Source organism: Nocardia asteroides (assembly GCA_019930625.1).
GTDB lineage: Bacteria > Actinomycetota > Actinomycetes > Mycobacteriales > Mycobacteriaceae > Nocardia > Nocardia sputi.
In genome coordinates, this window is sequence record CP082844.1 from 393,336 (window position 1) to 419,584 (window position 26,249).

Sequence of the window (26,249 nt, forward strand, 5' to 3'; positions counted from 1 at the left end):
TACCGGTTCACGAGTGATCGCGGGTGATCGGCCTGATACCGGCGAGGATGGCACAAAATCATGAGGAAATCCTCACGTTTGCCCCCGCGCGTGGCCGTTACTTTGGAGTATTCCGGTACACACGTACTAGAATCGCGAGGAACATGACTGCGCCTCATGTTTGAACCCCCTGGTCCATCGGGTTACCAACGCGTAGGAAACATGAGTGCCCCTCACATTGAAGGTTACTGAATCGTTATAATCCCAGGTAAGGTTACTGACGAGTACGCCACACCCTCCCAATGCTGCGTAAAGGACGAAACGCCCGGTAGAGTTTGGACGGTCGTACCATCAAGCGCGAGTGGCGAAATTGGCAGACGCGCCAGATTTAGGTTCTGGTGTCCACGGACGTAGGGGTTCAAGTCCCCTCTCGCGCACAGATTCCCGTCAGTCGTGACACTTTTTCGTGCCGCGTGTTGGAGTGCACTCGCACACACGAAGGCCGACCAGTGGAAACACGCTCTGACCCGCATCGATTCTTGGCCAGATCTGCCACTTCGCGACAGTGGTGACCCTCTCGGAAAGTTCGCTGGCACCGCCGACGGGGGTGGTCAGCGGTGATCGCGCCGGTCATCCCGCCGCAGTCGCCGTTGCAGGAACTTGTTCACGGACCGCTGGTCACGAACCGTGTGGTCCGTCCCGCCCATGGCGACCTCGTCTACGGGCTCTGCTGTGTCGGGGAGGCCGGATCCTCGACAAGATCACCTTCACCGCGCTGGGCTGGCGTCCGGGCATACGTCTTTCCGAACATCCGGAACAATCAGCATCTCTCGACCTTGGGGCCGATTATGTCGTGACCGGCGAGCTTCCCCACGACCAGCGTCCGCACCTGGTCACCTGGATTGCGCGTCGCGGTGCCAGGTGGCTTCGAGACGGCGGTGTGGGCGTCAGCGTTTCTTGGAGACATGCATGATGATCCGGGCGGTGACGAAGGCTTTGCCGTCGGCGTCGAGGACATCGACCGGGACGAGGAGTTCGGTGGGTTCATCGCCGAACTCGGGGATGGGGTCGAGTCGGGCGACGGCGGTCACTGCGGTGGTTGCCTTGGATTTGTATTCCACGGTCATGCCGACCGGGATCCACCGGTGGGTGGCCGGGATGGTGGCGTCGGTCATCATGCCGCCGGCGAGCTCGGCCATGTTGCAGGATGCGATGGCGTGGTAGGTGCCGAGGTGGTTGTGGACGCTGCGGCGGTTGGGCGCGCCGACTCGGCACAGTCCTGGTCGCAGCTCTTGGAGCAGAGGGTGCACACTGCGGAAATAGGGGGCTTTGAAGCACAGCGCCTGGGTGAAGAACCAGTTGCCGAATGGCAAGCGTTGCAGTGTGTTCCAGAGCGCGAGGTTGGTGCTGCCTGGCTGGTCCGTGGTGGTTGTCATCGACGGTCTTCCTCGGTTCGAGCGGTGTCAGCGCAGTGCCGCGGTGACGGCGCTGTACATGGTGGTTTTGATGGCGGCGAGGGTGGCGGGGTTCTTGCCGAGGATGGGGGTGAGCCGGTCGATGGCGGTGGTGAGGACCGCGGATTCGGCAGCGGTGGCGTCGACGAGTCCGGCGGCCAGGGCATCCGGGCCGGTGAACCGGTGGCCGGTGGTCATGGCGGTCACGGCGGCGTGGGGGCTGAGCTTGGCCTGGATGAGGGCGGCCATGCCGGGGGTGAAGGGAATGTTGATGTCGACCTCGGGGAAGCAGTAGTAGCCGCGGTCCTCCCGCATGACGCGGTAGTCGTGGGCGATGGCCAGCATGGCCCCCGCGCCGAAGGTGTGGCCGTTCACCGCGGCGATGGTGGGCAGCGGAAAAGTGAGGATTCGGGCGAACAGTTCCTGGACGCGGCCGACGTACCATTCGGCGCGGTCGCCGTTGGCCATCAGCCAGTCCAGGTCCAGGCCGTTGGAGTAGAACTTCCCGTCTGCGGTGGTGATCAGGCCCTGGGCGTCGCGTTCGACGGTGTCGAGGTGGGCGTGGACGGTGTCGAGCCAGTCCGGGGAGAACCGGTTCTCGTCGTCGCCGAGGTTCAGTACGGCGATCTTGTCCTGGTAGTGCAGGTTCGCGGTCATGGTGTGGCCTTTCACTTCGTTGTGGGGGTGCGGGGGACCAGAGGGACGGCCAGTACCGCGCGGACCGCGGCTGCAAGGCGTTGACGCACCGCGGGATCGGGGTCTCGGCGGCCGCGCAGCAGCAGCGCGGTGGGCAGTTCCACCACGCATTCACGGATGACGCCGACGGCCTCGCGATCGGCGCGGTCGAACACACCGCGCGACAAACCCACGAACAGCTCGATAAGGGTCTGATCGAGCTGGCGTAACTCCTCGGCGATGTCGTCGGGAAGCTCGCTGGAACCGAGGAGCTCCTCGCGGGGCACGGTCAGCAGGAAACGCCCCGAGACCGGCTGCTGGACCAGGAATTCGGCAGGAGTGTCGGCAGCGGCGACGACTGCCTCGATCACCTCCTCGCGGGAGCTACCCGCGGCCAGTGCCCGATCCACGGCCTCGCGCTGCAGAGTCAGGAAACGCTGCGCGGCGCGCAGCCAGACCCGACCCATCAGCCCGGCGCGGGAGCCGAAAGCGTGATAGATCGCGCCATTGGACACCGAGGCTGCCTCCGAGAGCGCCCGGACAGTGACCGCAGCGGGTCCGGAGTCGACTGCCAGCTGTTCGGCGGCATCCATGAGTGGATCCAGAGCGTGCACACGAGGGCGGGGCATGATCGAAGCATAACAGAGCGCTTGCTCTGTAACTCACCGGCCGGGTGGTCGATGTGGGATTTTCGCAGCTCAATGACCCCTCGGCGGTTCAATGAGAGCTCGGTGCCGCGACTCACCCAATAAGTCGAGCACGTGCTCTGGTATAATTATGGAGCATTTGCTCTCATATATGGAGTCTTGCAACGGCTGCCAGGGCACAACAGGTCCCCCCGACCGCGTGCGGTAGAACACCGCTCAACAGCGATCTCACGGCGCTGATCGGCGAGCTGTCCACTCGCAGTCCGCAGTTCCGCGAGGACTGGGCCGATCAGGACGTCCACGCGTACCGCACCGGCCGCAAGGTCTACCGGCATCCGGTGGTGGGCGAGCTCGAGATCAGTTACGACGTGTTCGAGATGCCCGGCGAAGCCGGATTGTCCATCGGCGCCTACAGCGCCGAGGAAGCCACTGCATCGGCAGACAAACTCGCCCTGCTCGCCAGCTGGGCCGCCGACCAGGAATTCACCGTGCCGAACCGAGCGACGGCCTACTTCCTGACCTACCGGATGTGCCTTGGCTTGCAGCGCGGCGATCGCGCGGTACTCGCCCACGGCATCGAGACCGGCGTGATCAAACGCCTGCCGCACGGCGAGTACATCGAGATGCACCAGCCGTTGGGCCCGGTCGATGACCACGGCCACCCGGTTCCGCTCGAGTATCAAGGCGCCCCGGTACCGAAGAAGATGAACAAGCTGGGGTCGGCGGGCAAACCCGGACCGGGTTCGTTCCTCCGCCCGGATCCGGCGCCCGAAGCGGAGCGTCTCCTGACGACCGAGCACACCGAGGAACGCAGGCAACTGGCCGTTCTCCGGGAATACCAGCTGCGCCGCGACGGCGAACGACACGACCGATGAGACTGCGCCGTGTCAGGCACGCCGAAGACTACGGACTGCTGGTCCCTGCGGCCACCGTCGCCAGCGAGTACGCAGGGCAGGTCGTAAGAGACACTCTGCGCGCCCACGGGATTCGTTCAACTGTGGGATGGACCGACCGGCGCGGTCGACGCCATCGCCTGCTCGTTCTCGTCTTCCCCGAGGACGCCGTCCGCGCCTACGACGTGATCTGCGCCCACACGAGCCGGCCTGAGCCTTGAAGGTGTCCGCGGTGAATTCACGACGGACGGGAGCCGGTGGTCATCCCTGGTTTGGGCAGCTCCGGCAGTGGTAGTGCGTCTGATGTCCGCTATCTCGGATCCTCGGAGAGGAGAAGAAGATGAGCCAGGTCAATCCCATTCAGGTGCAGAAGTATTTGTCCGGCGTCGATTATCCGTGTGATCGTGACGGGATCGTTTCCGCCGCGAAGGACAATGGTGCGGACGAGAACGTTCTCGATGCTCTCGAGTCGATGCCCGACCGGACCTATGACGGTCCGAACGCGGTCAGTAAAGCCGTCTCGTCCGCCTAGGCGCAACCTGCGGCTGGAGTCCGCTTTCATCAACGGTTGATATGTAGCGGACGGCTGATGTAGCCCGAATGCCGCGAACAGCCCCTCCGGCGGTGTCTGTACTACCGCGACCGCGACCGCGACTTACTGTCCGCGCCGTGCACCTCGGTGTCGGCGTCGTCAGGGCAGACCCCGCCGGAAGGGTCGGGGGCGCGAACGAGCAGTCCGCGTTTGCGCACCTCGGGCAGGGAGAGGGTTCTGTAACCGAAGTCGTCGAAAAGGACAGTGATGCGGTCCTGTTCGGCGGACAGGACGACGCCGCAACCCCATTGTTCGTGGCGAACCCTGCTGTCGAGCGGGAATTCATCGGTGCCGCGGGCGCGGCCGGAGGCGGTGCCCGCATCGCAGGTGTCGCAATTGCCGCACGGTTCGAGCAGTTGCTCGCCGAAGTACCCGAGCAGGTAGCGGCGCCTGCAGTCGGTGGTTTCGGCGTAGCCGCGCAGCATCCGCAGGCGAGAGGTGATCAGCGTTTCGTGCGCGGTGGCGGCATCGCGGGCCAGATCGGCGGCGTCGTCGGGGGTCAGGTCCGCATCGAAGGCGAGGCGGCCGGACCCGGTTGTGGTGAGAGCGCCGGCCTGTTCGAGCAGGTTGACCGCGCGGGTGCGGCGGGCGGGCGCCGCGTCGACCTCGTCGGCGAGTTGCTTCGGCGGAATCGGGTGATCGTGCCGCGCGAGTGCGCGGGCGACCGCGTCGACGGTATCGGTGGGCGGTTTGCTGGTGGTGAGGAACCGCTGCAGGTTCAGATCCTCGGGCCGATAGAACAGGATGGTCTCGGCGGGGTCGCCGTCACGTCCGGCCCGGCCGATCTGCTGGTAGTAGGAGTCCAGCGAGTCGGGCACCGAGGCGTGCGCGACGAACCGGACATCGGGCTTGTCGATGCCCATCCCGAATGCGGAGGTCGCCACCACCACGTCCACCTCGCCGTTCAGGAAATCCTGGTGCACCCGTTCGCGGTCGGCGGTCTTCATCCCGGCGTGGTAGCCCGCTGCCCGCACACCGGCCGCGTCGAGTTCACGGGCGTAGCGATCGGTGTCCTTGCGGCTGGCGGTGTAGAGGAGACCACATCCGTTCCGCGAGTCGCCGGCCAATCCGCGGATATGCGCGATGACGGCGTCGTGCTTGTCGGATTCGCTGGTGAACCGGCGCGCCGCCAGGTGCAGGTTCGGTCGATCGAAGCTGGCGATCACCTCGCGGTGATCCAGCATGCCGAGCCGGGTCACGATGTCGCGGCGCACCGGCGGCGCCGCGGTGGCCGTCAACGCGATCACCCGCGGGTGCCCGAGACGTTCGCACATCGGACCCAGACGCAGATAGTCGGGCCGGAAGTCGTGGCCCCACGCCGAAACACAGTGGGCTTCGTCCACCACGAACAGAGCGACTTCGAGCGCGGCCAACGCCTCTACCAGCTCCTCTTTGGCCAACTGCTCCGGAGACAAGAACACGTACTCGGCGTCGCCTCGGCGCAGGGCGTCCCAGGCGTCCCGGCGCTCGCCGCGGCTCTGTGCGGAGTTCAGTGCCACCGCGCGGGGAGCTCTGCTGTCCTCGATGCCCTCCATCTGGTCGTGCTGCAACGCGATCAAGGGGGAAACCACCACCGTCGGACCGTCCACCAGCAAGGCTGGTACCTGGTAGATCGCCGATTTACCCGCTCCGGTCGGCAGTACGGCCAGCACGTCGTGCCCGTCGAGCACGAGCTCCATCGCCGTCAACTGTTCGTCCCGCAGCCGTGGCAACCCGAAGATCTCCGCCGCCAGGCGCCGCAGCTCACGACCGCGCCGATCAGAGTCCGTCATAAGCAGAACACCGTTTCGAGGTCATGGGCGTGGGTTGATCCGCTGCCAGCGGGGTCGCTCGGAGCGCATGGCGGCGGCGCATCGGCGGCACAACGCGAGCCGGTGATCACCGGTGTCGGCCAACCACTGCGCTTCATCCCAGGGCACATGGGGGAAGCGGGCCAAGTGAGCACGGGACAACGGCACGCCGCACAGGGTCTGGTTGGTGCCACGCACCCAGGCGTGGGTGTCGCCACCGGGGTAGCGAATGCCGTCCTCGCCGGTCCACCGGCTCGAGGCGGCCACCGCCAATTGCGCGGGTCTGGGCATAGTGGTCGCTTTCCCTGAATCCCATGGCGGAAACTGCGGTATCCCCCTGGCGCGGCGTCCACGAGCGGTATCGGGACGGCTCGGCACCGGCGACGAGCCGTCCCGACAGCACGGCGAGCACAGAACTCGGATCGACCGGTTGTGTGTTTTGCGGCGTGAGTGGGCACCCAGACCGCATGGGCGGCGAAGACGCTGACAACACCGAACGGAACCGCTCCCCTCGTCCGCGCTCGGTTTCCACGGCCGACGACCTCCCCCGGTCTTCGGTGCGGCAGGGCCGGCAAGTCGGTGGGACCGAACTGCCCACCCTGCGGCGGCTGACCGAAATCGCTCGGCTCATCGAGCGCACGGACTCGACGGTATATCTGCGTTACTCCCACGGCCCGGACCGGGACCGTGAGGCAGGTGGAAGCCGCGACTACGAGGCCGACCACGACATGCCCGGTCTCTCGGTCAGCACCATCGAGCCCGAGGATTGGTGGACGCGCACGCCCGTGGAGTGGATCGCGCGCAGGATTCGGCAGTACGCCGACCTGGGCGCGGAACAAGACCGTTATGCGTGGCTGTTGACCGGCCAGGTCGCCGGGGCCGGACCCGATCACGAACCTCTGCTAACCGGTATCAAGCCCCTGGCTCGATTGAGTCCCGATGTGATCGCCGAAGCCGCCCGGCTCTACCACGAACGGTTCCACGTCGGTCGCGACTCCACCCAGGAAACCCATTCGTAGCGATCACCTGATCAGGCGCGTCCGACGAGGTCGGGGCGACCGCTGCCGGGCTTCGTGCGATACGGCAGCACGAACATGTACAAACCGGTGCCCATGAGCACGAAGAGCGGGGGCAGCGGCAGGTAGAACACCCAGAGCGCGGACTCCATCATTCCCAGCGCGGCGGCGACGAAACAGACGACGACCGTCGCCGTGAAGAGGAGGGACATCCAGCGGTGCAGCTGCCGGTGCCACTAACGGGCGTCCGATCAGGAAGGCGCCGATCAAGCCGCCGAAGAAGACCCGGGGCGAGTTGGGAAACGGGCGGTGATGCGGGCGAACGAGTCGCGCACGAAACCGAGCACCGCGAGCCCGAGGTAGGTCATGATCACACGATCACGCCGAATACCACCACGGTCTGCACAAGACGCGCGGGCAGCCGGCCGGGCGGCTGCCCGCGGTGGCGAACTGCGGCATGTCGGTACCGAATACGCCGACGACGACGCCGTAGGCGGCGGAGACGATGATCATCCCGGCCGCCATCGACACATTTCGGGGGAGATACGTCAGTTTTACTCGGCCGCATATCATCTCGCGCACCCCGTGAGGAAAGATGTGGCGCATGACCGCTTCTCGAGTGTTTCGTTCGTTGTCGCGTACCCTGCCCGCGGTGCTAGCCGCCGTCACCTTCACCGCGACCGTCGGCATCGCGACCACACAAGCCCTGCCCGACATTCCCTCGTTGCCCGGCCCTGTGCAGCGCCTGCAGATCCAGCCGGGCAAGAACAGCACCGAGGCCAATGGCAATGTCCTCAAAGGTAAGTCCGACAGCTACTCCATCGCCACGGTGCCGGGGCAGCGCCTGAGCTTCGACGTGTCCTCTCCGAACGGCAACGCCCGCGTCTCGGTGGCCCCGCTGATCGGGCCGATGGTCGCCACCGAGGTTCCGCACGCCGATCTCGTCGCCGACGGCAATGACTACCAACTCCTCGTGTCCTCCGCCGACGGCACTGCGACCGGCTACACCCTGACCGTCACCGCCTCCTGACGTTTCCGATTCCCACCGGCCTGATGTGCCCACGTCGCAGCCTTCAGGCCGACGGGTAGGTGTACCGGCAAGCGAAGCCAGTCACAGCGCTTCAATGCCTCACACGCTGACGGAGGTGGTGCCGATCTCCGCCATCCGCTCGACCACGTAGGCCGGGTCGAGCAATGCTTCGGGAGTGTAGAGGCCCGGCGTGACGGGTTCGCCGCGCAGTCCGAGCAGTCGTTCGACGCCGAGCGCGACGCCGAGGGCGGTCCAGGGGCGCTGCCCCACCGGGTGGACGAGATAACGGCTCGTACTCAGCGGCGCGCCCGCCCGCCCCACTCCCTCGAGTTCTATCCGGACCTCGATGGAAGCTGGTTCGCCGCGGCGCCTGCTCGCGGTTTCACCGAACGCGAACGCGAAGCGGACGTTCGGCGCTCCCGTCGCGACGGCGAGGCTGGGCACGTCCAGGATGGGGACGCTCTGGCCCGGCAGCACGACGCCGTCGACACTCGGCACGTCCACCTGCGCGTCGGGCTCGCTCAGCCAGGTGAAGATCCCGTCGCGACGCACGAATCCCGCCGGGGTGGCGGCCAACATGCGCTCCAGATCGGCAGCAGCCGCTGGGCCGCCGGTGTCCGTGTCGTCCAGTACGACGCCGATCCGTATGGTGTCGATCCGGTCGAACTCCCGTGCCGCGTCCAAGGTCGCGAGAACGACCAGACCGGCACAGCAGTGGCCGGCCACCAGGATCGGAGCGGCACTCGGCCGCTGGACGCCCGCGGCCACCTCCGGTGCGATGTCCACCATGCCGCTGGAGATGCTGAGGTACGGCACCCCATGGTCCAGCGCGTAGCGCAGCCCGTGCAGGCGAGCGTCCCACACCGTCGCGATCACCGCCGAATAACCGTGGTCGGCCGGGAGCCCGAGATCGCTGCGCTCCAGATCGATGGTCACGGCCGTCGCCGCGCCGAGTTCGTCGGCGACTCGCTGCGCCCGACCGAGATCGCGGCCCGCGATCGTCAGCGGCAGCGTGGGATACCACCGGCGCAGTACCGCCGCCGCTCCCGAGCCCGCCTGGCCCGAACCGCCCATGATCAGGACGGATTTCGAATGTTCCACTGTGATTCCTCTCCTAAGGGTGAAGCTACATTTTGTAACCTACTCTTTGTAGCTACACTGAGGCGAAGACGCAAGGGAGGACCATGACGACGACATCCACCCGCCTCTCCAAGCAGGCGAGGCGGGAGCAATTGCTCGACACCGCCCTGGCGATCGTGCGCGCCGAGGGCGCCGACGGCTTGACCCTGCCCACCCTCGCAGAGGCCGCCGGGGTGAGCAGACCGATCGTGTACGACCACTTCCGCACCCGTCCCGGCCTGCTGCTCGCGCTGTACCGGCGACTCGACGAACGACAGCGAGCCGCTACTGCCCAGGCGCTGCGGGAGGCCGCGCCCACCGCTGCGGAGCTCGCCCGTGTCACGAGTACGGCATACTTCGCCTGCGCCGCCGACATGCCGGAGTTCAACGCCATTTCCGCCGCGTTGAAAGGAAATCCGGACATGGAGGCGATCCAGCACGAGATGTACGACAGCTACGCGGACCTGATGGCCGACGCGCTCCTGCCGCACTCCGGCCTCCCGGCCGACGCGCTTCGGTTGCGCTGCGTCGGTGTGCTGGGTGCGGCCGAGGCGATAGCGACCGAGCTGAACCGAGAACGCACCACGGTCGCCGAAGCCATCGCGGCGCTCACCGACCTGATCGTGGGAAGCCTCGACGCCGGAACCGACTGCTAGCCCCGGCGGCCACCCTCCGCGCGGGCGACCCGGGCGCCCGGACCTGCGGCTGCGCCCCCACGTGATGCGCTGTATTTGCCGGTTTCCTTGCGAGGGAGCCGGTGCGACGGTCACGCTGAAAGGTATGCGGACCCGCGAAATCGAGGTCGGGTGCACCTACATGGTGCTGGTCCCGCAGCGTCTGCCGCGCAGCCGCTACCCCGACTGCGACCAGCCGGGCTCGCTCTCGTGGGCGTGGTCGTGGCTACGAGGCGGCAGGTTCCGGCTCACCGTCACGGAGATCGACCACACCTGTGATCCGATCATCGTCGAAGGACTGCGGATCACCGCGAACTCCCGCATCGCGGTGGTGTTGACGACCGAACAAGCTCACGATCTCGGCTTGCCGTTCGGCGTGTTCCGGGTGCGCGGGACGTTGTTCGACGGTGAAGACCGGCCAGTGCGCCTGCCCGAGGTCGAACCGCTACGGGTCCCCGCCCGCTGGCTGCGACCGGTCGAGCAGCCCTGCTTCACCCACCGCGACATCGATTGCTTCCCCTACCTCTGAGGTCGGTCGCCAACCAGCCGGGTCGGCCGCGCGACCACCACGCTTCCCTGATTCGTATCACGCGCCGTCGAGCCGGACGACGAGCCGAGGCCTGTCGGTGAACACCGTGCGTCGAGCCGGTCCCCGGTGCGAGGGGTCGAGCGCGAAGCGGATCGTCGGCACGGCGCGAACTCCCCTGGACCGGGTCAGTGGACGAGCTGGTCGGCCCATGCCTGCGGCAGGGCCGCAGTCGACACATCGGCGATCTCGTGCAACCGCTGCGTCGGAGTTCCCAAGCGGCTGAGTTGGATCAGCCCTTGAGCGACCACCACGACGTTGGCGCTGACGGCCGAGAGCGTGGCTTCGTCGTCGTCTCCGGCGCCGCGCATGGCGGGTCGCAACCGCTCGGCGACGCCGTGCTCCATCGCGGCGGTGGTCCGGCTGCCGATAGCGGCGACTTCGGGGATCCGGGTACCGAGATGGGCGATGCTGTTGATCATCAGGCAGCCGCGCCGATCCGGATGCGCGGCACAGTCTTCGATGATCGCGCGGTAGAGCGCACGCACCGCGGATCGCGCCGAGCCGCCCGCCGAACCCATGGCCTCGCGGACCAAGTGCGCACGCCGCTCGCAATAGCGTTCGAACGCAGCGAGAAAAAGTCCGCGCTTGCTGCCGTAAGCGGCGTAGATGCTCCCGTTGCCGACACCGGTCGCGAGCGAGACATCTTCTACCGACGTGCGGTCGAAACCCTTCGACCAGAACAGCTCGGTCGCGGCGTCGAGCATGTTCGATTCATCGAACTGTCGCGGCCGTCCCATGTCCTCACCGTACCAATCACTGTGCGAGGTCACACACATCCACTTGTTCTGGAGCCGCTACTCCACAATACTGTTGACATGTCTTCCAACTTCACCGCCCGTCCTCGCAAACGAGTGGGCATTCTGGTCTTCGACGGCGTGAAGATGCTCGACTTCGCCGGGCCCGCGGAGGTGTTCGTCGAGGCGAACCAATCGGTGGCGGGGTACGAGGTGGTCTTGGTCTCGGCCGACGGTAAGGATGCCCAGACCTCGATCGCCGCGCGGATCGAAGTGAGCTGCGCGGTCGCGGACGCGGGCCGCTTCGACACGGTGGTGATTCCGGGGAGCGAGCTTCCACCGGGCAAATTCGTGACGCCCGAGGTTCTGGCAGCCGCGCGGCATCTTGCCTGCAACACCCGGCGGCTGGCGTCGGTCTGCAGCGGCGCGTTCGTGGTGGCCGACCTGGGCCTGTTCGACGGCAGGCGCGCGACCACCCACTGGAAATTCGCGGCCGACCTCGCGCGGCGATACTCGTCGATCGAGGTGGACCCGGACGCGATCTTCGTGCGGGACGGCAACCTGTACAGCTCAGCGGGGGTCGCCGCGGGCGTCGATCTCGCGCTGGCGCTGGTCGAAGAGGACCACGGCGCCGACGTCGCGCGGCGTGTAGCGCAGTCGCTGGTGGTCTACATGCAGCGCGCGGGCGGTCAATCACAATTCTCCGCGTCGCTGAGCGGACCGGTGCCGCGCAGTCCTCTCGTCCGCGGAGTGGTGGATTTGATCTGCGCGGATCCCGCGTATCCGCACACGGTCCAGACCCTGGCCGCCCACGCGCGGGTCAGCGTGCGGCATCTGACCCGGCTCTTCCGCGCGGAACTCGAGCGCTCGCCCGCGGAATACGTCTCGTTCATCCGGTTCGGGATGGCCCGGGACATGCTGCACGCCGGATACAGCGTGACGGAGGCCGCCATGGCCGCGGGGTATGGCGGCAGCGAGGCGTTGCGCCGCGCGTTCGTGGCCCGGCTGGGCATCTCCCCGAGCAAGTACCAGCAGCGCTTCCGTTCCACCGGCTCGGCCGCCGGGCTGGACGTGGTGATGGAACAGGCCGTGTCCTGATCGGAGGCTTTTGTGGCCCGTGGGGAGGGGCGCGGCACTGGGTATCCGACCGAGACTGGCGCATGCACAGCGCCGTCACCGCGCGCTGGAGAAAGGAATGCCATGTCCGCCCCGGCAAGTCCGACCATCGTCCTGGTCCACGGCGCGTTCGCCGATGGCTCGAGCTGGTCCCCCGTCACCGAACGGCTGCTCGAACGAGGCCATCGCGTCGTCGTGCCCCCAGTGTTCAATCGCAGCCTGTCCGCGGACGCGGCTTACATCAAGTCGTTCGTCGAGCAGATCGACGGCCCGGTGCTGCTGGCCGGGCACTCCTACGGCGGCGCTGTCATCACCGTCGCCGGCGTCGCGGACAATGTCACCGGCTTGGTCTATGTGTCCGGCTACGCCCTGGAAGAAGGCGAGAGCCTCGGGCAGTTGCAGGGCGGGTTCCCGGATTCCGACCTGGCGGCCAACCTCGTCTACGCGCCGTATCCGGTGGAGGGCGCCGAGCCCGGCACGGACGTCTCGGTCGACATCGACGCCTTCCCGAATGTCTTCGCCGCGGGTCTCGATCCGGCGAAGGCCAAGGTCCTCGCGGTCTCGCAACGGCCGTTGTCGGCGATCGCCTTCAACGAGCCCGCCTCGGCGGCCGCGTGGAAGACGAAACCGGCGTGGGGCATCGTCTCCAGCGCCGATCGCACCATCAATCCCAACGTCGAACGGTTCGGCTACAAGCGAGCCGGACTGCGCTCGATCGTCGAGATCGATGGACCACACCTGGTGATGCAGACACACCCCGACGAAGTCGTGGCCGTCATCACCGACGCGATCGCTCAATTGTCCTGAGTCAAGGCAGTCCCCTCTACGAGAAAGGCACCATCATGTCAGGAAACCCGCTGGGCATCTCGCTCGAACAGGCGGCGCAGGAGTTCGTCGACGCGACCTCGCAGCCGCCGTTCCTCTACCAGCTCCCGCCCGAGGAGGGCCGCAAAGCGGTGGACTCCGTGCAGGACTCGCCGATCTTCAAGCCCGAGATCGATGAGGAGTGGGTCACCGTCGAGGGTGGGCCGACCGGCTCGGTGCGAGCCCGGATCGTCAAGCCGCAAGGCGTCACCGAGACGCTGCCGGTGATCATCTACACCCACGGTGCGGGCTGGGTGTTCGGCGACGCGCACACCCACGACCGCCTGGTGCGCGATCTCGCAGTCGGCGCGCACGCGGCCGTGGTGTTCCCCGAGTACGACCGGTCACCGGACGTGCGCTACCCGGTGGCCAACGAGCAGTCCTATCGCGTCGCCCAGTGGGTCACCACCGAGGGCGGCGAGAAGGGCCTCGACTCGTCCCGGATCGCGATCGCGGGTGACTCGGTCGGCGGCAACATGGCCATCGCGCTGACCTTGATGGCCAAGGAGCGCGGCGACGTCTCGTTCCTCCAGCAGGTGCTGTTCTATCCGGTGACCGACGCCAACTTCGACACCGGCTCCTACGAGCAGTTCGCGGAGGGCTACTTCCTCACGCGCGAGGGCATGAAGTGGTTCTGGGATCAGTACACCACCAGTGCGCAGGAGCGCGCGCAGATCACCGTTTCTCCTCTGCGCGCGAGCACCGACCAGCTGGCCGGACTGCCGCCCGCGCTGGTCATCACCGCCGAAGCCGACGTGCTGCGCGACGAGGGCGAAGCCTTCGCGGGCAAGTTGCGCGCCGCGGGCGTGCCGGTCACCCAGGTGCGCTACGGCGGGATCGTCCACGACTTCGTGATGGTCAACGCGCTGCACGACACCCAAGCCGCCAAAGCCGCGGTAGCGCAAGCCGTCGCGACGCTGCGGTCCGCCCTGCACACCGCCTGACCTGTACCCGACGACCGAATTCGAAGGAACCGCACCTGTGAGCACCGAGTCCACCAGTTCTTCCCCCGCACCGGCCATCGTGCTGGTCCATGGCGCGTTCGCCGACTCCTCCAGCTGGAACGGAGTCATCGAACGGCTGCGCGCACAAGGGCATTCCGTGATCGCGGCCGCCAATCCGCTGCGCGGCCTCGACAGTGACGCCGCGTATGTGGCCTCGGTTCTCGACTCCGTCGAGAGGCCGTGCATCCTGGCCGGTCATTCCTACGGCGGGAGCGTCATCACGGTCGCCGCCGCGGGGAGAACCGATGTCGAAGCGCTGGTCTACATCGCCGCGTTCATTCCCGACGAAGGTGAGAGCGCACTGCAATTGACCGACAAGTTCCCCGGATCGACGCTCGGGCCGACCACCAGGCCCTCCTCCTACCCGCTTCCCGACGGGGGCGCGGGCACCGAGCTCTACATCAGGCAAGAGGAATTCCACCGGCAGTTCGCCGCCGACGTGCCCGCCGCCACCGCGGAGCTGATGGCCGCGACTCAGCGGCCGGTCGCGCTTGCTGCCCTGCAACAGCCCGCGACCGCAACGGCTTGGCGGAACATCCCGTCGTTCGCGCTGGTCACCAGCGAGGACAAGAACATTCCGGTGGAAGCGCAGCGATTCATGGCCGAACGCGCCGGCGCGCACGTCGTGGAGGTCTCCGCTTCACACGCCGTCTCGGTCTCCGCGCCCGATGCGGTCAGTGACCTGATCGCTCGCGCGGCGGGCAGGTAGCCGGAGTCCAGGTAGTCGCACAGCCGAAGGTCCCGCGCAGCAGCGTTTTTCCCAGCGCGGGACCCAAGGTGCACGGCCTCCTACTCCCGACGGAACCCGCGCTCGGGCCGCGCGACTGCCGACGGTCCGCGCTGTGCCCTCAGCAGCTGACGACGGCGGTGGCGAAGCCGTCGAGGAGCAGGACGGGATCGGTGAGCGGTGTGGCTCGCAGGCCCGTGGACCCGACCTGCTCGACGCCGACCGGGAGGAAAGAGGAATCGAGGGGAATCGTCAGCACAGCCTCGGTCTTGTTGATCACCACGAGTTTTCGTTCGCCGGAGGCGGCGACGAAAGCTTGGGCGTGTACCCGTGGGTCGGGAAAGGCGGTGCTGGTCGCGGCCAGCTGATCACCAGGGCCGAAGTGCCGCAGCAGCAATGCCAGCGCCTCGTAGCGCAGGTTCGGGGCGCCGGTCTCCCAGTCGATCAGCGATGTGCCGGGAATCATCCCGGGGTAGTCCATGAACTCCGCGATGCCGACCACGTCGACGCCCAGCGCCACGAGTTCGGCCCAGAGATAGGACTGGACCGCAGCGCTGAGCGCCCAATATTCCTCGGGGATCTCGGGGTTCGGATTCATCACATCAGCGGGGTACGTGCCGATTTCGTTGATGAACGTTTTGGCGGCCGGGGCGAGCCTGCGCCGGATCCCGTCGATGAACCGCGCCTGCTCCAGGAACCCATCGGCTCGCGCGAAGAAGATGTCGCGCCAGTGTTCGTATGGCGCGTTACCCTCTGGACCGAACGGGTTGACGATGTCCGACGACGCGTAGAAGTGATAGGAGAACGCGTCGACCGGCACGCCGGGACGGTGTACGGCCGGATCCAGGAACTGCCAGTAGTACTCCGGATCCCGGTGCATGTGACTGAGCGACAAGCCGACGAATTTCATGTCGGGGTCGAGCGGACGCAGTCGTTCGACGATCGCGTCGTACAGCCTCGTGTAGTCCGCCGGCGCGATCCGGTGCCCGAGGTCGGGTTCGCACAGAACTTCCCAATAGGCGAAACGGTAGTGGTGTCCGGACTCGTGGCGGCGTCCCAGTTCGTCGGTGAACCCGCCGGCGATATACCAGCTGGCGACGCGGTAGAAGTAGTCCGCGACCTCGGTGAATGTCGGATCACGGAATTCGGTGCCTCGCTCGTAGTCCCAGTGGATCTCGTCGGGGTCCTCCGCGACGGTCACCGGCTCCTCGGTGCGGAACATCCAGGCCGGGATGGTCGCGAAGTTCGCGACGACCGGACGACCATCCGCGGCGTCCATGAAGTCCTCGACCAGCGGATCGAGCAGCTCGAAATTCCAGGAGGTCTCGGTCGCGGTGGGCGGGGCCAGCTCCGCGACCGCGATGCGCGGATGGGAATACCAGGGCAGGAATCGAACGAGGTCGGCGTCGAGCGCACGCAGTGCGTCGAAGGCCTTGTCGTGGATCGGTGAGCCCCGGCGCAGCGGCGGTGCCGTCCACAGGTGGGTGGTCAACGTGGTGCGCGAAGTGCCGGTGGTCGCGGCCCAGTCGACGTGGATCGGGTTGGCAGGTGCGCCAGTCATTTCGTCTTTCTCTTCTCTGTGGGAGGTGGGAAACCGAGCGCGGGCAGCAGGGCTTCGTCCACGATGGCCGTTCGGACGCGCTCGTCGGGCCACTGCCCGGTGTCGATCTGATGCTTGATCACCAGCGCCTCGCCGATATCGCTGACTATCGGCGTGATCAGGGCGCCGTCGATTTCGCCGAGCGCCGCGTAGTGGTCGAGGACCGTTCGGGTGAACCGGCCGCCGCGCAGGTCGAACACATTGCGGTACAACGACTCGACCAGATCGGGCCGTCGCTGCCGTTCACCGAGGATCGCGGCCGTGGCCGACCCGGTCGGACCGGACAGCCAATCGGTCAGCTGCTCCAGCGCCCGGAGCAGGTCCCCGCGCAGGTTCCCGCCCGCCGGGGACGGCATTTCGACCGGGTACGCCTGTGCCAGCGCCTCGATCAGCAATTCCTCGACCGTCGACCAGTGCCGGTAGAGCGAGGTCTTGGCGACGCCGGCGCGCCGCGCGACCCCCTCCATCGCCAGCCGCCCCAGGCCGGTCTCGGCAGCCTCCGCGATGACGGCCGCATGACAATCGGCACGGAGCTCGTGCTTGGTGCGGCGACCCTTCTCCGCTGGCTTCATCGCATTCACGATCGCCAATATAGCTACGAAAAAGTAGCTATGCAACTGTAGCTACAAATCGGTAGCTTAATTTTGGCACGACTTCGCCTCCAGGCCGTGGAATCGAATTCAACGGTGCGCCGAAGACTTCGACGCAACGGCTCGAAGCATGCGGCAACGAGCCAGACGACCATGAGATCACCGGGAGATCACGCAGGAGGACGAACGCTCAGTCGCAGACGGCACCGATCGATGCCGAGCCCACCAGCTTCGTGTATTTGGCCAGGACGCCGCGGGTGTAGCGCAGCGGCAGGGGGTCCCAGCCTTCGCGGCGGCGGGCGAGTTCGTCGGCGTCGACCAGCAAGTCGAGAGTGCCCGCGGCGACGTCGAGGCGGATCGGGTCGCCGTCGCGCACGAACGCGATCGGGCCGCCGTCCACGGCTTCTGGTGCGACGTGTCCGACGCACAGGCCAGTGGTGCCGCCGGAGAACCGTCCGTCGGTGAGCAGCAGCACGTCCTTGCCCAGGCCCGCGCCCTTGATGGCGGCGGTGATGGCCAGCATCTCGCGCATCCCGGGGCCGCCCTTCGGCCCCTCGTACCGGATGACGACGACGTCGCCCGCCACGATCGTGCCGTCTTCGAGGGCATCCATCGCCGGTCGTTCCCGATCGAAAACCCTTGCGGTGCCGGTGAACACGTCGGAGTCGAAGCCCGCCGACTTGACCACGGCGCCATCGGGCGCGAGAGAACCGGTGAGGATGGTGATGCCACCGCTCGGATGGATCGGCGAAGTCATCGCGCGGATCACCTTGCCGTCGGGATCCGGCGGGGCGATGTCGGCCAGGTTCTCGGCCACCGTCCTTCCCGTCACGGTCAAGCAGTCGCCGTGCAGCAGCCCGGCGTCGAGCAATGCCTTCATCATGACCGGCACGCCGCCGATGCGGTCCACGTCGGTCATCACATGGTTACCGAAGGGTTTGACGTCGGCGAGGTGCGGGACACGGCGCCCGATCCGAGCGAAATCGTCCAGCGTCAGGTCGACGTTCGCCTCGTGCGCGATGGCCAGCAGGTGCAGCACGGCATTGGTCGACCCGCCGAAGGCCATGACGACCGCGATGGCGTTCTCGAAAGCGGGTTTGGTGAGGATGTCGGCGGGAGTGATCCCCTGCCGGATCAACTCGACCACGGCCTCGCCGCTACGACGGGCGTAACCGTCACGGCGACGATCTGTCGCGGGCGGCGCGGCGCTGCCGGGCAGCGACATACCCAGCGCCTCCGCCGCGCTCGCCATGGTGTTGGCGGTGTACATGCCGCCGCAGGCGCCCTCGCCGGGACAGATCGCCCGCTCGATGGCGTCGACGTCCTCGCGGCTCATCAGCCCGCGGGCACACGCGCCGACCGCCTCGAACGCGTCGATGATCGTCACCTCGCGCTCGCTGCCGTCGGAGAGCTTGGCAAGGCCGGGCAGGATCGACCCCGCGTACAGGAACACACTCGCCAGGTTCAGCCGGGCCGCGGCCATCAGCATCCCGGGCAGCGATTTGTCGCAGCCGGCCAGCAGCACCGAGCCGTCGAGCCGCTCGGCCTGCATCACCGTCTCGACGCTGTCGGCGATCACCTCACGCGAGACCAAGGAGAAGTGCATCCCCTCGTGCCCCATGGAGATGCCGTCGGACACCGAGATGGTGCCGAACTGCATGGGAAAGCCGCCGCCGGAGAAGACGCCGTCCTTGCAACCCCTGGCGAGCCGGTCCAGGGACAGATTGCACGGAGTGATCTCGTTCCACGAGGAGGCCACTCCGATCTGCGGCTTCTCCCAGTCCTCGTCGCCCATACCGACCGCGCGCAGCATCCCGCGGGCGGCGGTTCGCTCCAGGCCGTCGGTAACGTCGCGGCTGCGCGGCTTGAGATCGGGAACCTTCGGATTCTCTGGCACGGTTCCCCATCATCCTCGGTCCGCTCCGATTACGGCGGCGACCACGCCGGATCCGCGAATTCCGTCCACTGGAACGGCCCTGTACGCCCAGAGCGTAATGCCGGGCGAACCCGTCACCCGCAACCGTACGCTCGGACCATGACCGAGCACCCGAGACTTCACTCGATCCCCGGTGGACGCGACGACCGGCCTCGGCAGCCGGAACCGCAGACGCCCCCGGAACCCCTCTGGCGCGAGGTGCTCGGCGAACAGTTGCGCACGCTGCGGCAGGACCGGAGCGAGACGCTGGTGGAAACCGCTAAGCGGGCGGGCATTTCCCCGCAGTACCTGTCGGAGGTGGAGCGGGGACGCAAGGAGCCGTCGAGCGAGATGATCGCCGCCCTGGCCGGATCACTCGGGACCACGCTGGGTGAGCTCACCGGTCAGGTGGCGGACGAACTCCGCGCCCGCCGCAGGGTCGCCTTCCTGCGGCGGTCGGCGCCGCGCTCCGGCACCGGGCCCACGCTCATGGCGTTGGCGGCCTGATCAGTCGCGGCGCCCCAGGACCTGGTCGACGAGGCCGTACTCGACCGCGGCCGATGCGGTGAAGACCCGGTCGCGGTCGGTGTCGCGCCGTAGCCGCTCCACCGTTTGCCCGGTGTGCCGCGACAGGATCGACTCGATCTCCGCCCGCATCCGCACCAGCTCGTCGGCCTGCAGGATCAGATCGGGGATCGTTCCCTGCCCGCGCGCGGCGGGTTGGTGCAGCACCACCCTGGCGTGCGGCAGCAGGGACCGGCGGCCGGGCTCGCCGCCCGCGAGCAGCACCGCGCCCACCGCGATCGCCTGGCCGACGCAAGTCGTCTGCACGGGCGACTGGATGTGCTGCATGGTGTCGTACACGGCCAGCATCGAGGACAGGTCGCCGCCCTCACAGTTGATGTAGAGGTTGATCTCCTGCTCGGGGCTCTCCGATTCCAGGTGCAGCAGCTGCGCGATGAGCGCGTTGGCCACACCGGAGTCGATCGGCGTGCCGAGATAGACGATCCGCTCGGCGAGCAGGTGGGAGTAGATGTCGGTGATCCGCTCGCCGCCGCGTGGATGCTGGGCGATCACGTTGGGGATGGTGTAGGTGCTCATGATGTGTCCACTTCCGGTATGAGCGGGCCCCTGCGGGGTCACGCTGCGCTGCCGCCTCCAGGCCTGAGCGCTCATGCTGTGTCTTCTGTCGGCATCAGCGGGGCCTTGCGAGGTCACGCTGCGCTGCCGCCTCCAGGCCTGACCGCTCATGCTGTGTCTTCTGTCGGCATCAGCGGGGCCTTGCGGGGTCACGCTGCGCTGCCGCCTCCAGGCCTGACCGCTCATGCTGTGTCTTCTGTCGGCATCAGCGGGGCCTTGCGGGGTCACGCTGGCGCTGCCGCCTCCAGGCCTGACCGCTCATGCCGAGATCCCGATCCGCTGACGTTGCGGGACGATCTGTCCGAACGAGTCGACGATGTGGTCGATGAAGCCGTACTCCTTGGCTTGCGCAGCGGTGAACCAGCGGTCGTGCAGCGAATCCTCGTAGATCCGGTCGAACGGCTGGCCGGTGTCCTCGGCGATGATGCCGAGCACCGTGTCCACGGTGTAGCGCAAGTCGTCGGCCTGGACCTCGACATCGACGGCGGTGCCGCCGATGCCCGCGGAGCCCTGATGCATCAGCACCCTGGCGTGCGGCAACGCGAAGCGCCGGCCCTTGCTCCCCGACGACAAGAGGAATTGCCCCGCGCTACAGGCCAATCCGAGAGCGAGCGTGGAGACTTCGCATGGCACCAGCCGCATCACGTCACGGATGGCGAGCATCGACGGAACCGATCCGCCCGGCGAATGGATCCACAAGGAGATGCCCGCTTCCGGGTCCTCGGCGGCGAGAGTGAGCAACTGGGTCATCAGCAGCGTCCCGTTGTCGTCGTCGAGGGCGCCGTCGAGCACGACTATGCGGCGGCTGAGCAGCTGCTCTCTGGCCCGCCAGCTGAACATCGGGGTCTTGTCATCGTGAGTCATGGTTCCACGGTGCCGGACTCACAGCGGCGAACCGCGCCCGTGCTGCCGTCGGCGGATCTGCTCTCAGCAGTCGAGCGACGACGCGGACGCCGAGGACCGCGGCGACTTCGGCGACACCCCCAGCCCACTCGCTGCGCGTGACGGTCGAGGCCGCGTCCCGCTGTACGACGCCCTCGCCTACTGGCGGAATGGGCCGAAGCCAGCCCTCTGGCCGAGTCGAGCGCTGAACTGACGGCTCGCCGGTCTACCGGTGTCTGTTCGAGCGCCGTCGAGCTCCGATGCGACGCGAGGAAGACGACAATGCCCGCCGACGCGTGGTGCGCCGGCGGGCATCGATGCCGGGATCGGGGCTCGCTAGGATTCGCGGCCCGCGGTGGAGGCGGAGCGCTGCCTGCTCTGGGCGCGGGCGCGGCGGCGTTCGGCCTGCAGTTCGGCGAGTTCCTGCTCGAGGATGTCGGCGACACGGAACGAACCGGTGTCGTAGATGTCCGGTTGGCGTGCTGTCGGCGGCTGCGCGACGTCCGGCTTGGGGCTGTTCTTGCCGTTCTTGGGTTCCGGCATCAGGCTGTCGATGTCAGCGAGCGGGCGCTGGGCGACCGCCGGGATCTCGGCCGTCGGGACCTCGGTGTCCGGCACCGGCGTACGCGGCTTGGCCGAAGCGGTCTGACGAACAACGACTTTCGCCGCGGTCGGCTCCTCGGCCGGGCCACGCGTAGCGGTCTCGGCCGCGGAAACCGCTCCGAGCGCCACGGGCTCCGCGGCCACGGGCTTCTTTCCGTTGGTCGAGGGCGCGCTGCCGTTGGCGGCGATCGTGGCCTCGGTGTCCTTGACCTTCACCGGTGTGGTGGGACGCGTCTGGAAGACTTCCATCGCGTCGAGATCCTCGATGGACTCGGGCAGCACCGGCTTGCGCGGCGTCGGGACCGGCGCACGCTTCTTCTCGGCTTTCACCATGTCCACGGGCTGCTCGTCGGAAACTTTCGGCGCACCGACGGTTTCGGCGACCTCGGCCTGCTCCTGCTCGACGACCTCCACCGCTGCCGCGGCCACGACGGGCTGCGGGTCGTGATCGGTGTACTCGTGCGGGATGCCCGGCGCCTCGGGCGCGACCGGCATGCGGTATCTGGGCAGTGTGAGCCGGATCTGCTCAGCCGGGTCGGGCAGGTCGCGGACCTGCTCGGTGGCCCTGGCGATGGCCATGCCGTAGCGGGCGCTCGCGGCGTCGTGGATGAGCAGCGCGACGCCGATCATCACCGGCGCGATGGCGTGCACGGCCGCGTCGTACCAGGCGCCCGCACGCAGGTAGGGATAGGTGTTGAGGCTGACGGTCAGGGCCAGCAGGGCGATTTCGGCCGCCGCGACCTGACGGCGGTTGTCGACGACGCCCCATTCGGCGACCTTGTTGGTGCCGATCATGATGATGATCAGGCAGACGCTGATCATGCCTTCGAGCAGGTAACTGAACCAGTACAGCGGATCGGTCGCGCCACCCGGGGCGATGTTGTGCTGGACGTTGACCGCCGACCACAACATGCCCGCCGCGACCACACCCGCCAGCGCGCGCAGCGACCAGGACCGATGCCGGTAGAGCGAGGCCAGCTTCGCGTGCGGGCTGGATTCGCGTCGTTGCGCGGCAATCGCCTTGCGGGCGAGCAGGAGGTCTCGCATGTCGGCCTTCTCGATCGCTTCGGTGGTCTGCCTGGCGCGGTCGGATGCCGCGGCGGCAGCCTGCGCCTCTTTCCAGCGCTGTCCGCGCTCCTGGGTGCGAATCCGTTCGGCGAGCTCACGTTCGGCATGCAGTTCGTCTTCCGACAGCGCCTCGGTAAGCGCCGGATCGAACTGGTAGGCGAGCCGTCCACGGGCCTTCTCGACCCGCCTCGCCAGCTGTGTAACCTCGTCCTCGATGGGATGTTCGATGACCATCAGCGCTCCCCGCCGGGGAGATTCGATGGCAGACAAGTGATCACGTATGGCAACGGCACGTTTCATTCATAGTCGATCCACCGCCGTCGGCGAAACTATTCATTTGCCAACTCGTAAAACTATTCGGCGCGCCGTGGACGACACACGCGGCACGGCGTGATTTCCCCTCTGTGCCCTGGTTCGACGCCCTGGCGCCGCAGCCCGGGCAGCACGTCCTTGCCGCTGGTGTCGAACCGCGCTTCCAACCATTGACCACCCTATGTCGAGGTGGTTCGGTTTCCCGCGAGCCATTCCGCCGCCACGGCTCGAACCGCGGATCTCGGCGCGCGATAACTGGTTGTGCGCGAGCCGTCAGTGGCGACCCGCCGCGCGCTCGCTGTCCACCGAATCGAGCACTCGGGACAAGGTGTCGAACAGCAACCGGTCCAGCCGGTCCTGCTCGACGTCGTCCCGGGCCGACCACTGCACCGTGAGATCCTCGGCCATCGCCCACCAGGAGCGCACCACCAGGCGTTCGGCGGTCGACCGGGCGGACCTGCCGAGAGCCGCGAAGACCCGGTCGGTCAGCTCGTCGTGCATCTGCTCCATGATCGACTCGAGCACCGGGTCCTGCCCCGCGGCGCGCAGCAGCGCCACCAGCGGGCCACTGCGCCTGCGCATGTAACCGACGAAGTTGGCGATCATCGACGCGAGCGGGTCCGCGGCGTCCGGATCCGGACCGGTGGCGCGCAGGAATCGCTGCGACGCGGCGCCGACGAGCTGGGCGTAGTAGTCCTGCTTGGTCGGGAAGTAATGGAACAGCAGCCCGCGTGAGATGCCGGCCTGCTGCGCGACCGCGTCGACGGTGATCTGGTGCCAGGGACGGTCGATCAGCATGCGCAGACCGATGCCGATCAGTTGTCTGCGTCGATCGTCCGCCGAGCGGCGGCCGCCGGGCTCCACGGCAACCTCCGACATCCACCCTCCTCTATTGAGCAATGCTCAACAATATGCTACCAATGACCCGACCGGAAGTTGAGCAATGCTCAGCGAGCCTCGAGGATGGGTATGGATTTCACGCATTCCGACCGAGCCGTCCGCCTCACCGATCAGGTGCGGCAGTTCGTGCGCGACGAGATCGAGCCGCGCGACGAGGAGCACGCCGCCTTCCTGCGGGAGTCGCCCTGGGAGGTCCCGCCGGTGGTCGAGGAACTGAAACAGAAGGCGCGGGCCGCGGGTCTGTGGAACCTCTTCCTGCCCGACCCGGAGCTCGGCGCCGGCCTCACCAACGTCGACTACGCGCCGATGGCCGAGGCGATGGGCGCTTCCGGCTGGGCGCCGGAAGTGTTCAACTGCAACGCGCCCGATACCGGCAACGCCGAGGTCCTGCTGCACTACGGCAGCGCGGAGCAGCGCCAACAGTGGCTGCGCCCCCTGCTGGAAGGCACGATCCGCTCGGCGTTCTGCATGACCGAACCCGAGGTCGCCTCCTCCGACGCGACCAATATGGCCGCGACCGCCGTGGTGGACGGCGATCAGATCGTGCTCGACGGCCGCAAATGGTGGAGCACCGGCGTCGGCCATCCGAACTGCAAATTCGTCATCTTCATGGGCCTCACCGACCCGGAGGCGCACCCATACCAGCGCCACTCCATGGTGCTGGTCCCGCTGGACACCCCCGGCGTGCGGATCGAGCGGATGCTCACCACCTTCGGCTACCTGGACGAGCCCTACGGCCACGGCGAAGTCACCTTCACCGACGTGCGCCTGCCGCTGGACGCCGTGATCGCCGGGCCGGGACGCGGATTCGAGATTGCCCAGGGCCGCCTCGGGCCCGGCCGCATCCACCACTGCATGCGCGCGATCGGCTTGGCCGAGCGTGCGCTCGAACTCGCCTGCCGTCGCAGCCTTTCGCGCACCGCGTTCGGGAAGCCGCTGGCCAATCTCGGCGGCAACCGGGAGCGGATCGCCAACGCGCGCGTCGCGATCGATCAGGCCAGGCTGCTCGTCCTGCACACGGCCTGGCTGCTGGACACCAAGGGCCTGGTCGGAGCGCGCAGCGAGGTCTCCCAGATCAAAGCGGTCGTGCCGAGGATGACCCAGGAGGTGCTCGACATGGCGATCCAGTTGCACGGCGGCGCCGGACTTTCCGACGATTTCCCGCTGGCGCGCGCGTTCGCGGGCATTCGTTCGCTGCGCTTCGCCGACGGCCCCGACGAGGTACACCTCAACCTGATCGCGCGCCAAGAGCTACGGAAGTACGGTAGCGACCGGTGAGCGCCACGGAGGCCGCCGCCGTCCGGCCGGAGGACGCCTTCGACGTCGCCGCCGCGCACACCTGGCTCGCCGGCCAGGTGCCCGGTCTGGCCGAGCCGCCGCAGGTGCGCCAATTCTCCGGTGGCGCATCCAATCTGACGTATCTGCTGCGCTACCCGGACCGCGACTTGATCCTGCGCCGCCCGCCGACCGGCAAGAAGGCGGCTTCCGCGCACGACATGGGCCGGGAGTTCCTGGTGCAGCAGCGGTTGCGCCCGCACTATCGTTACGTCCCGCGGATGGTGGCCCGGTGCGCCGACGCTGATGTGATCGGCAGCGAGTTCTATGTGATGGAGCGCGTGGCCGGCACGATTCTGCGCGGCGATCTGCCGGAGGGCATGAGCCTGTCTCCCGACCAGGCGCGGCGATTGTCCACCGCGGCTTTCGACTGCTTGATCGAACTGCACGAGGTGGATCCGGTGGCCGCCGGACTGACCGGCATCGGGCGGGGCGCGGGCTATGTCGGCCGCCAGGTCGCGGGCTGGTCGCGGCGCTTCGTCGACGCCCGCACCGACAATGTCGGCGATTTCGCCGCGGTGATGGCCTGGCTCGACGCCAACCAGCCCGCGGACGTCGCCACCACCGTCATCCACAACGACTTCCGCCTCGACAATCTGGTGCTCGACCCGTCGGGCTCGGGCGCGATCGTCGGCGTACTCGACTGGGAGATGGCGACCCTGGGCGATCCGCTGATGGATCTCGGTGGCGCGCTGGCCTACTGGGTGCAGGCCGACGACGACGAGGTCATGCGGGCTTCCCGCCGCCAACCCAGTCACCTGCCCGGCATGCTCACGCGGGCCCAGATCGTCGAACACTACTGCGCGCGCACCGGCCGTTCCGCCGAGAACTGGCCGTTCTACGAGGTTTTCGGATTGTTCCGCCTAGCCGTCATCGCGCAGCAGATCTACTACCGCTACCACCACGGGCAGACCACCAACCCGGCGTTCGAGGACTTCTGGATGCTGATCAACTACCTGGACTGGCGCTGCCGGAAGGTCGCCGGGCTCGAGTAGCGCGGA

26 protein-coding genes, 1 tRNA gene and 3 pseudogenes are annotated in these 26,249 nt (G+C 67.5%); 15 read left to right on the forward strand and 15 right to left on the reverse strand.

Annotated elements, in window-relative coordinates; genetic code table 11:
- Positions 1 to 334: 334 nt before the first annotated feature.
- Positions 335 to 416 (forward strand) — tRNA-Leu (locus K8O92_01790).
- A gap of 510 nt (positions 417 to 926) precedes the next feature.
- Here K8O92_01790 and K8O92_01795 read toward each other — a convergent pair.
- From K8O92_01795 to K8O92_01805, 3 genes are read right to left on the reverse strand one after another with little or no spacing between them, the layout of a single operon-like run.
- Positions 927 to 1,415, reverse strand: coding sequence for a DUF4442 domain-containing protein (locus tag K8O92_01795; protein ID UAK32782.1), 489 nt, complete (start codon positions 1,413 to 1,415; stop codon positions 927 to 929).
- 27 nt (positions 1,416 to 1,442) lie between these two features.
- A complete protein-coding gene (locus tag K8O92_01800; GenBank protein ID UAK32783.1) occupies positions 1,443 to 2,090 on the reverse strand; it encodes an enoyl-CoA hydratase/isomerase family protein in 648 nt (215 codons plus the stop codon).
- A gap of 11 nt (positions 2,091 to 2,101) precedes the next feature.
- On the reverse strand, positions 2,102 to 2,737 hold the full coding sequence (locus K8O92_01805) for a TetR/AcrR family transcriptional regulator; helix-turn-helix transcriptional regulator (protein ID UAK32784.1): 636 nt from the start codon (positions 2,735 to 2,737) through the stop codon (positions 2,102 to 2,104).
- A gap of 155 nt (positions 2,738 to 2,892) precedes the next feature.
- Here K8O92_01805 and K8O92_01810 point away from each other — a divergent pair.
- From K8O92_01810 to K8O92_01820, 3 genes and pseudogenes are all read left to right on the forward strand, one after another.
- Positions 2,893 to 3,213 (forward strand): annotated as a pseudogene (locus K8O92_01810) (transcriptional regulator).
- Positions 3,214 to 3,261: 48 nt separating this feature from the next.
- Positions 3,262 to 3,630, forward strand: a pseudogene (locus K8O92_01815) (cytochrome b).
- 358 nt (positions 3,631 to 3,988) lie between these two features.
- Positions 3,989 to 4,180, forward strand: coding sequence for a DUF2795 domain-containing protein (locus K8O92_01820; GenBank protein UAK32785.1), 192 nt, complete (start codon positions 3,989 to 3,991; stop codon positions 4,178 to 4,180).
- Positions 4,181 to 4,281: 101 nt separating this feature from the next.
- On the opposite strand, the gene K8O92_01825 is transcribed toward K8O92_01820, so the two are convergent.
- Both K8O92_01825 and K8O92_01830 read right to left on the reverse strand, forming a co-directional pair.
- Entirely contained in the window at positions 4,282 to 6,012 is a 1,731-nt protein-coding gene (locus tag K8O92_01825) for an ATP-dependent DNA helicase (GenBank protein ID UAK32786.1), read from the reverse strand.
- A gap of 21 nt (positions 6,013 to 6,033) precedes the next feature.
- Positions 6,034 to 6,321 (reverse strand): hypothetical protein, encoded by a 288-nt coding sequence (locus K8O92_01830; protein UAK32787.1) that lies wholly within the window; start codon positions 6,319 to 6,321, stop codon positions 6,034 to 6,036.
- Between the two features lie 176 nt (positions 6,322 to 6,497).
- On the opposite strand from K8O92_01830, the gene K8O92_01835 reads away from it, so the two are divergent.
- Entirely contained in the window at positions 6,498 to 7,049 is a 552-nt protein-coding gene (locus tag K8O92_01835) for a DUF6098 family protein (protein ID UAK32788.1), read from the forward strand.
- Between the two features lie 11 nt (positions 7,050 to 7,060).
- On the opposite strand, the gene K8O92_01840 is transcribed toward K8O92_01835, so the two are convergent.
- Entirely contained in the window at positions 7,061 to 7,258 is a 198-nt protein-coding gene (locus K8O92_01840; GenBank protein ID UAK32789.1) for a hypothetical protein, read from the reverse strand.
- A 392-nt stretch (positions 7,259 to 7,650) separates the two neighbouring features.
- Here K8O92_01840 and K8O92_01845 point away from each other — a divergent pair, with 392 nt between their 5' ends.
- A complete protein-coding gene (locus tag K8O92_01845; GenBank protein UAK32790.1) occupies positions 7,651 to 8,076 on the forward strand; it encodes a hypothetical protein in 426 nt (141 codons plus the stop codon).
- A gap of 99 nt (positions 8,077 to 8,175) precedes the next feature.
- Here the strand turns inward: K8O92_01845 and K8O92_01850 are convergent, their stop codons facing one another.
- Positions 8,176 to 9,177: a saccharopine dehydrogenase gene (locus tag K8O92_01850; protein UAK32791.1), complete on the reverse strand. Its 1,002-nt coding sequence runs from the start codon at positions 9,175 to 9,177 to the stop codon at positions 8,176 to 8,178.
- 83 nt (positions 9,178 to 9,260) lie between these two features.
- Between K8O92_01850 and K8O92_01855 the strand changes: the two genes are divergently transcribed.
- The gene (locus tag K8O92_01855; protein UAK32792.1) at positions 9,261 to 9,851 is read left to right on the forward strand and encodes a TetR/AcrR family transcriptional regulator; all 591 of its coding nucleotides are present in this window, start codon (positions 9,261 to 9,263) and stop codon (positions 9,849 to 9,851) included.
- Positions 9,852 to 9,975: 124 nt separating this feature from the next.
- Complete coding sequence (locus tag K8O92_01860) at positions 9,976 to 10,398, forward strand: hypothetical protein (GenBank protein ID UAK32793.1); 423 nt, start codon at positions 9,976 to 9,978, stop codon at positions 10,396 to 10,398.
- 185 nt (positions 10,399 to 10,583) lie between these two features.
- On the opposite strand, the gene K8O92_01865 is transcribed toward K8O92_01860, so the two are convergent.
- Complete coding sequence (locus K8O92_01865; GenBank protein ID UAK32794.1) at positions 10,584 to 11,195, reverse strand: TetR/AcrR family transcriptional regulator; 612 nt, start codon at positions 11,193 to 11,195, stop codon at positions 10,584 to 10,586.
- A 78-nt stretch (positions 11,196 to 11,273) separates the two neighbouring features.
- On the opposite strand from K8O92_01865, the gene K8O92_01870 reads away from it, so the two are divergent.
- The 4 genes from K8O92_01870 (at position 11,274) to K8O92_01885 (ending at position 14,885) form a co-directional block, all read left to right on the forward strand.
- Positions 11,274 to 12,290: a DJ-1/PfpI family protein gene (locus K8O92_01870; protein UAK32795.1), complete on the forward strand. Its 1,017-nt coding sequence runs from the start codon at positions 11,274 to 11,276 to the stop codon at positions 12,288 to 12,290.
- 102 nt (positions 12,291 to 12,392) lie between these two features.
- Entirely contained in the window at positions 12,393 to 13,115 is a 723-nt protein-coding gene (locus K8O92_01875) for an alpha/beta hydrolase (protein UAK32796.1), read from the forward strand.
- A gap of 35 nt (positions 13,116 to 13,150) precedes the next feature.
- The gene (locus tag K8O92_01880) at positions 13,151 to 14,116 is read left to right on the forward strand and encodes an alpha/beta hydrolase (GenBank protein ID UAK32797.1); all 966 of its coding nucleotides are present in this window, start codon (positions 13,151 to 13,153) and stop codon (positions 14,114 to 14,116) included.
- 37 nt (positions 14,117 to 14,153) lie between these two features.
- Positions 14,154 to 14,885 carry an alpha/beta hydrolase gene (locus tag K8O92_01885; protein UAK32798.1) on the forward strand — a complete coding sequence of 244 codons (732 nt, stop codon included), beginning with the start codon at positions 14,154 to 14,156 and terminating at the stop codon, positions 14,883 to 14,885.
- Between the two features lie 688 nt (positions 14,886 to 15,573).
- On the opposite strand, the pseudogene K8O92_01890 reads toward K8O92_01885, so the two are convergent.
- The 3 genes and pseudogenes from K8O92_01890 to ilvD all read right to left on the reverse strand — a co-directional run bounded on the left by K8O92_01890 (position 15,574) and on the right by ilvD (position 18,990).
- Positions 15,574 to 16,464, reverse strand: a pseudogene (locus tag K8O92_01890) (hypothetical protein).
- Positions 16,461 to 17,075 carry a TetR/AcrR family transcriptional regulator gene (locus tag K8O92_01895; protein ID UAK35380.1) on the reverse strand — a complete coding sequence of 205 codons (615 nt, stop codon included), beginning with the start codon at positions 17,073 to 17,075 and terminating at the stop codon, positions 16,461 to 16,463. Before K8O92_01895 ends, K8O92_01890 begins: the two are co-directional and overlap by 4 nt.
- Positions 17,076 to 17,283: 208 nt before the next feature.
- Positions 17,284 to 18,990 carry a dihydroxy-acid dehydratase gene (gene ilvD / locus K8O92_01900; protein UAK32799.1) on the reverse strand — a complete coding sequence of 569 codons (1,707 nt, stop codon included), beginning with the start codon at positions 18,988 to 18,990 and terminating at the stop codon, positions 17,284 to 17,286.
- A gap of 138 nt (positions 18,991 to 19,128) precedes the next feature.
- On the opposite strand from ilvD, the gene K8O92_01905 reads away from it, so the two are divergent.
- Entirely contained in the window at positions 19,129 to 19,515 is a 387-nt protein-coding gene (locus K8O92_01905) for a helix-turn-helix domain-containing protein (protein UAK32800.1), read from the forward strand.
- Here the strand turns inward: K8O92_01905 and K8O92_01910 are convergent, their stop codons facing one another.
- The 4 genes from K8O92_01910 to K8O92_01925 form a co-directional block, all read right to left on the reverse strand.
- A complete protein-coding gene (locus K8O92_01910) occupies positions 19,516 to 20,109 on the reverse strand; it encodes an ATP-dependent Clp protease proteolytic subunit (protein ID UAK32801.1) in 594 nt (197 codons plus the stop codon).
- A 297-nt stretch (positions 20,110 to 20,406) separates the two neighbouring features.
- Entirely contained in the window at positions 20,407 to 21,012 is a 606-nt protein-coding gene (locus tag K8O92_01915) for an ATP-dependent Clp protease proteolytic subunit (GenBank protein UAK32802.1), read from the reverse strand.
- A 354-nt stretch (positions 21,013 to 21,366) separates the two neighbouring features.
- Positions 21,367 to 22,935, reverse strand: a complete 1,569-nt coding sequence (locus K8O92_01920; GenBank protein UAK32803.1) for a hypothetical protein — start codon at positions 22,933 to 22,935, stop codon at positions 21,367 to 21,369.
- Positions 22,936 to 23,286: 351 nt separating this feature from the next.
- Positions 23,287 to 23,892 (reverse strand): TetR/AcrR family transcriptional regulator, encoded by a 606-nt coding sequence (locus tag K8O92_01925; protein ID UAK32804.1) that lies wholly within the window; start codon positions 23,890 to 23,892, stop codon positions 23,287 to 23,289.
- 90 nt (positions 23,893 to 23,982) lie between these two features.
- On the opposite strand from K8O92_01925, the gene K8O92_01930 reads away from it, so the two are divergent.
- Entirely contained in the window at positions 23,983 to 25,191 is a 1,209-nt protein-coding gene (locus K8O92_01930; protein ID UAK32805.1) for an acyl-CoA dehydrogenase family protein, read from the forward strand.
- Positions 25,188 to 26,243: a phosphotransferase family protein gene (locus K8O92_01935; protein ID UAK32806.1), complete on the forward strand. Its 1,056-nt coding sequence runs from the start codon at positions 25,188 to 25,190 to the stop codon at positions 26,241 to 26,243. Before K8O92_01930 ends, K8O92_01935 begins: the two co-directional genes overlap by 4 nt.
- Positions 26,244 to 26,249: the final 6 nt, after the last annotated feature.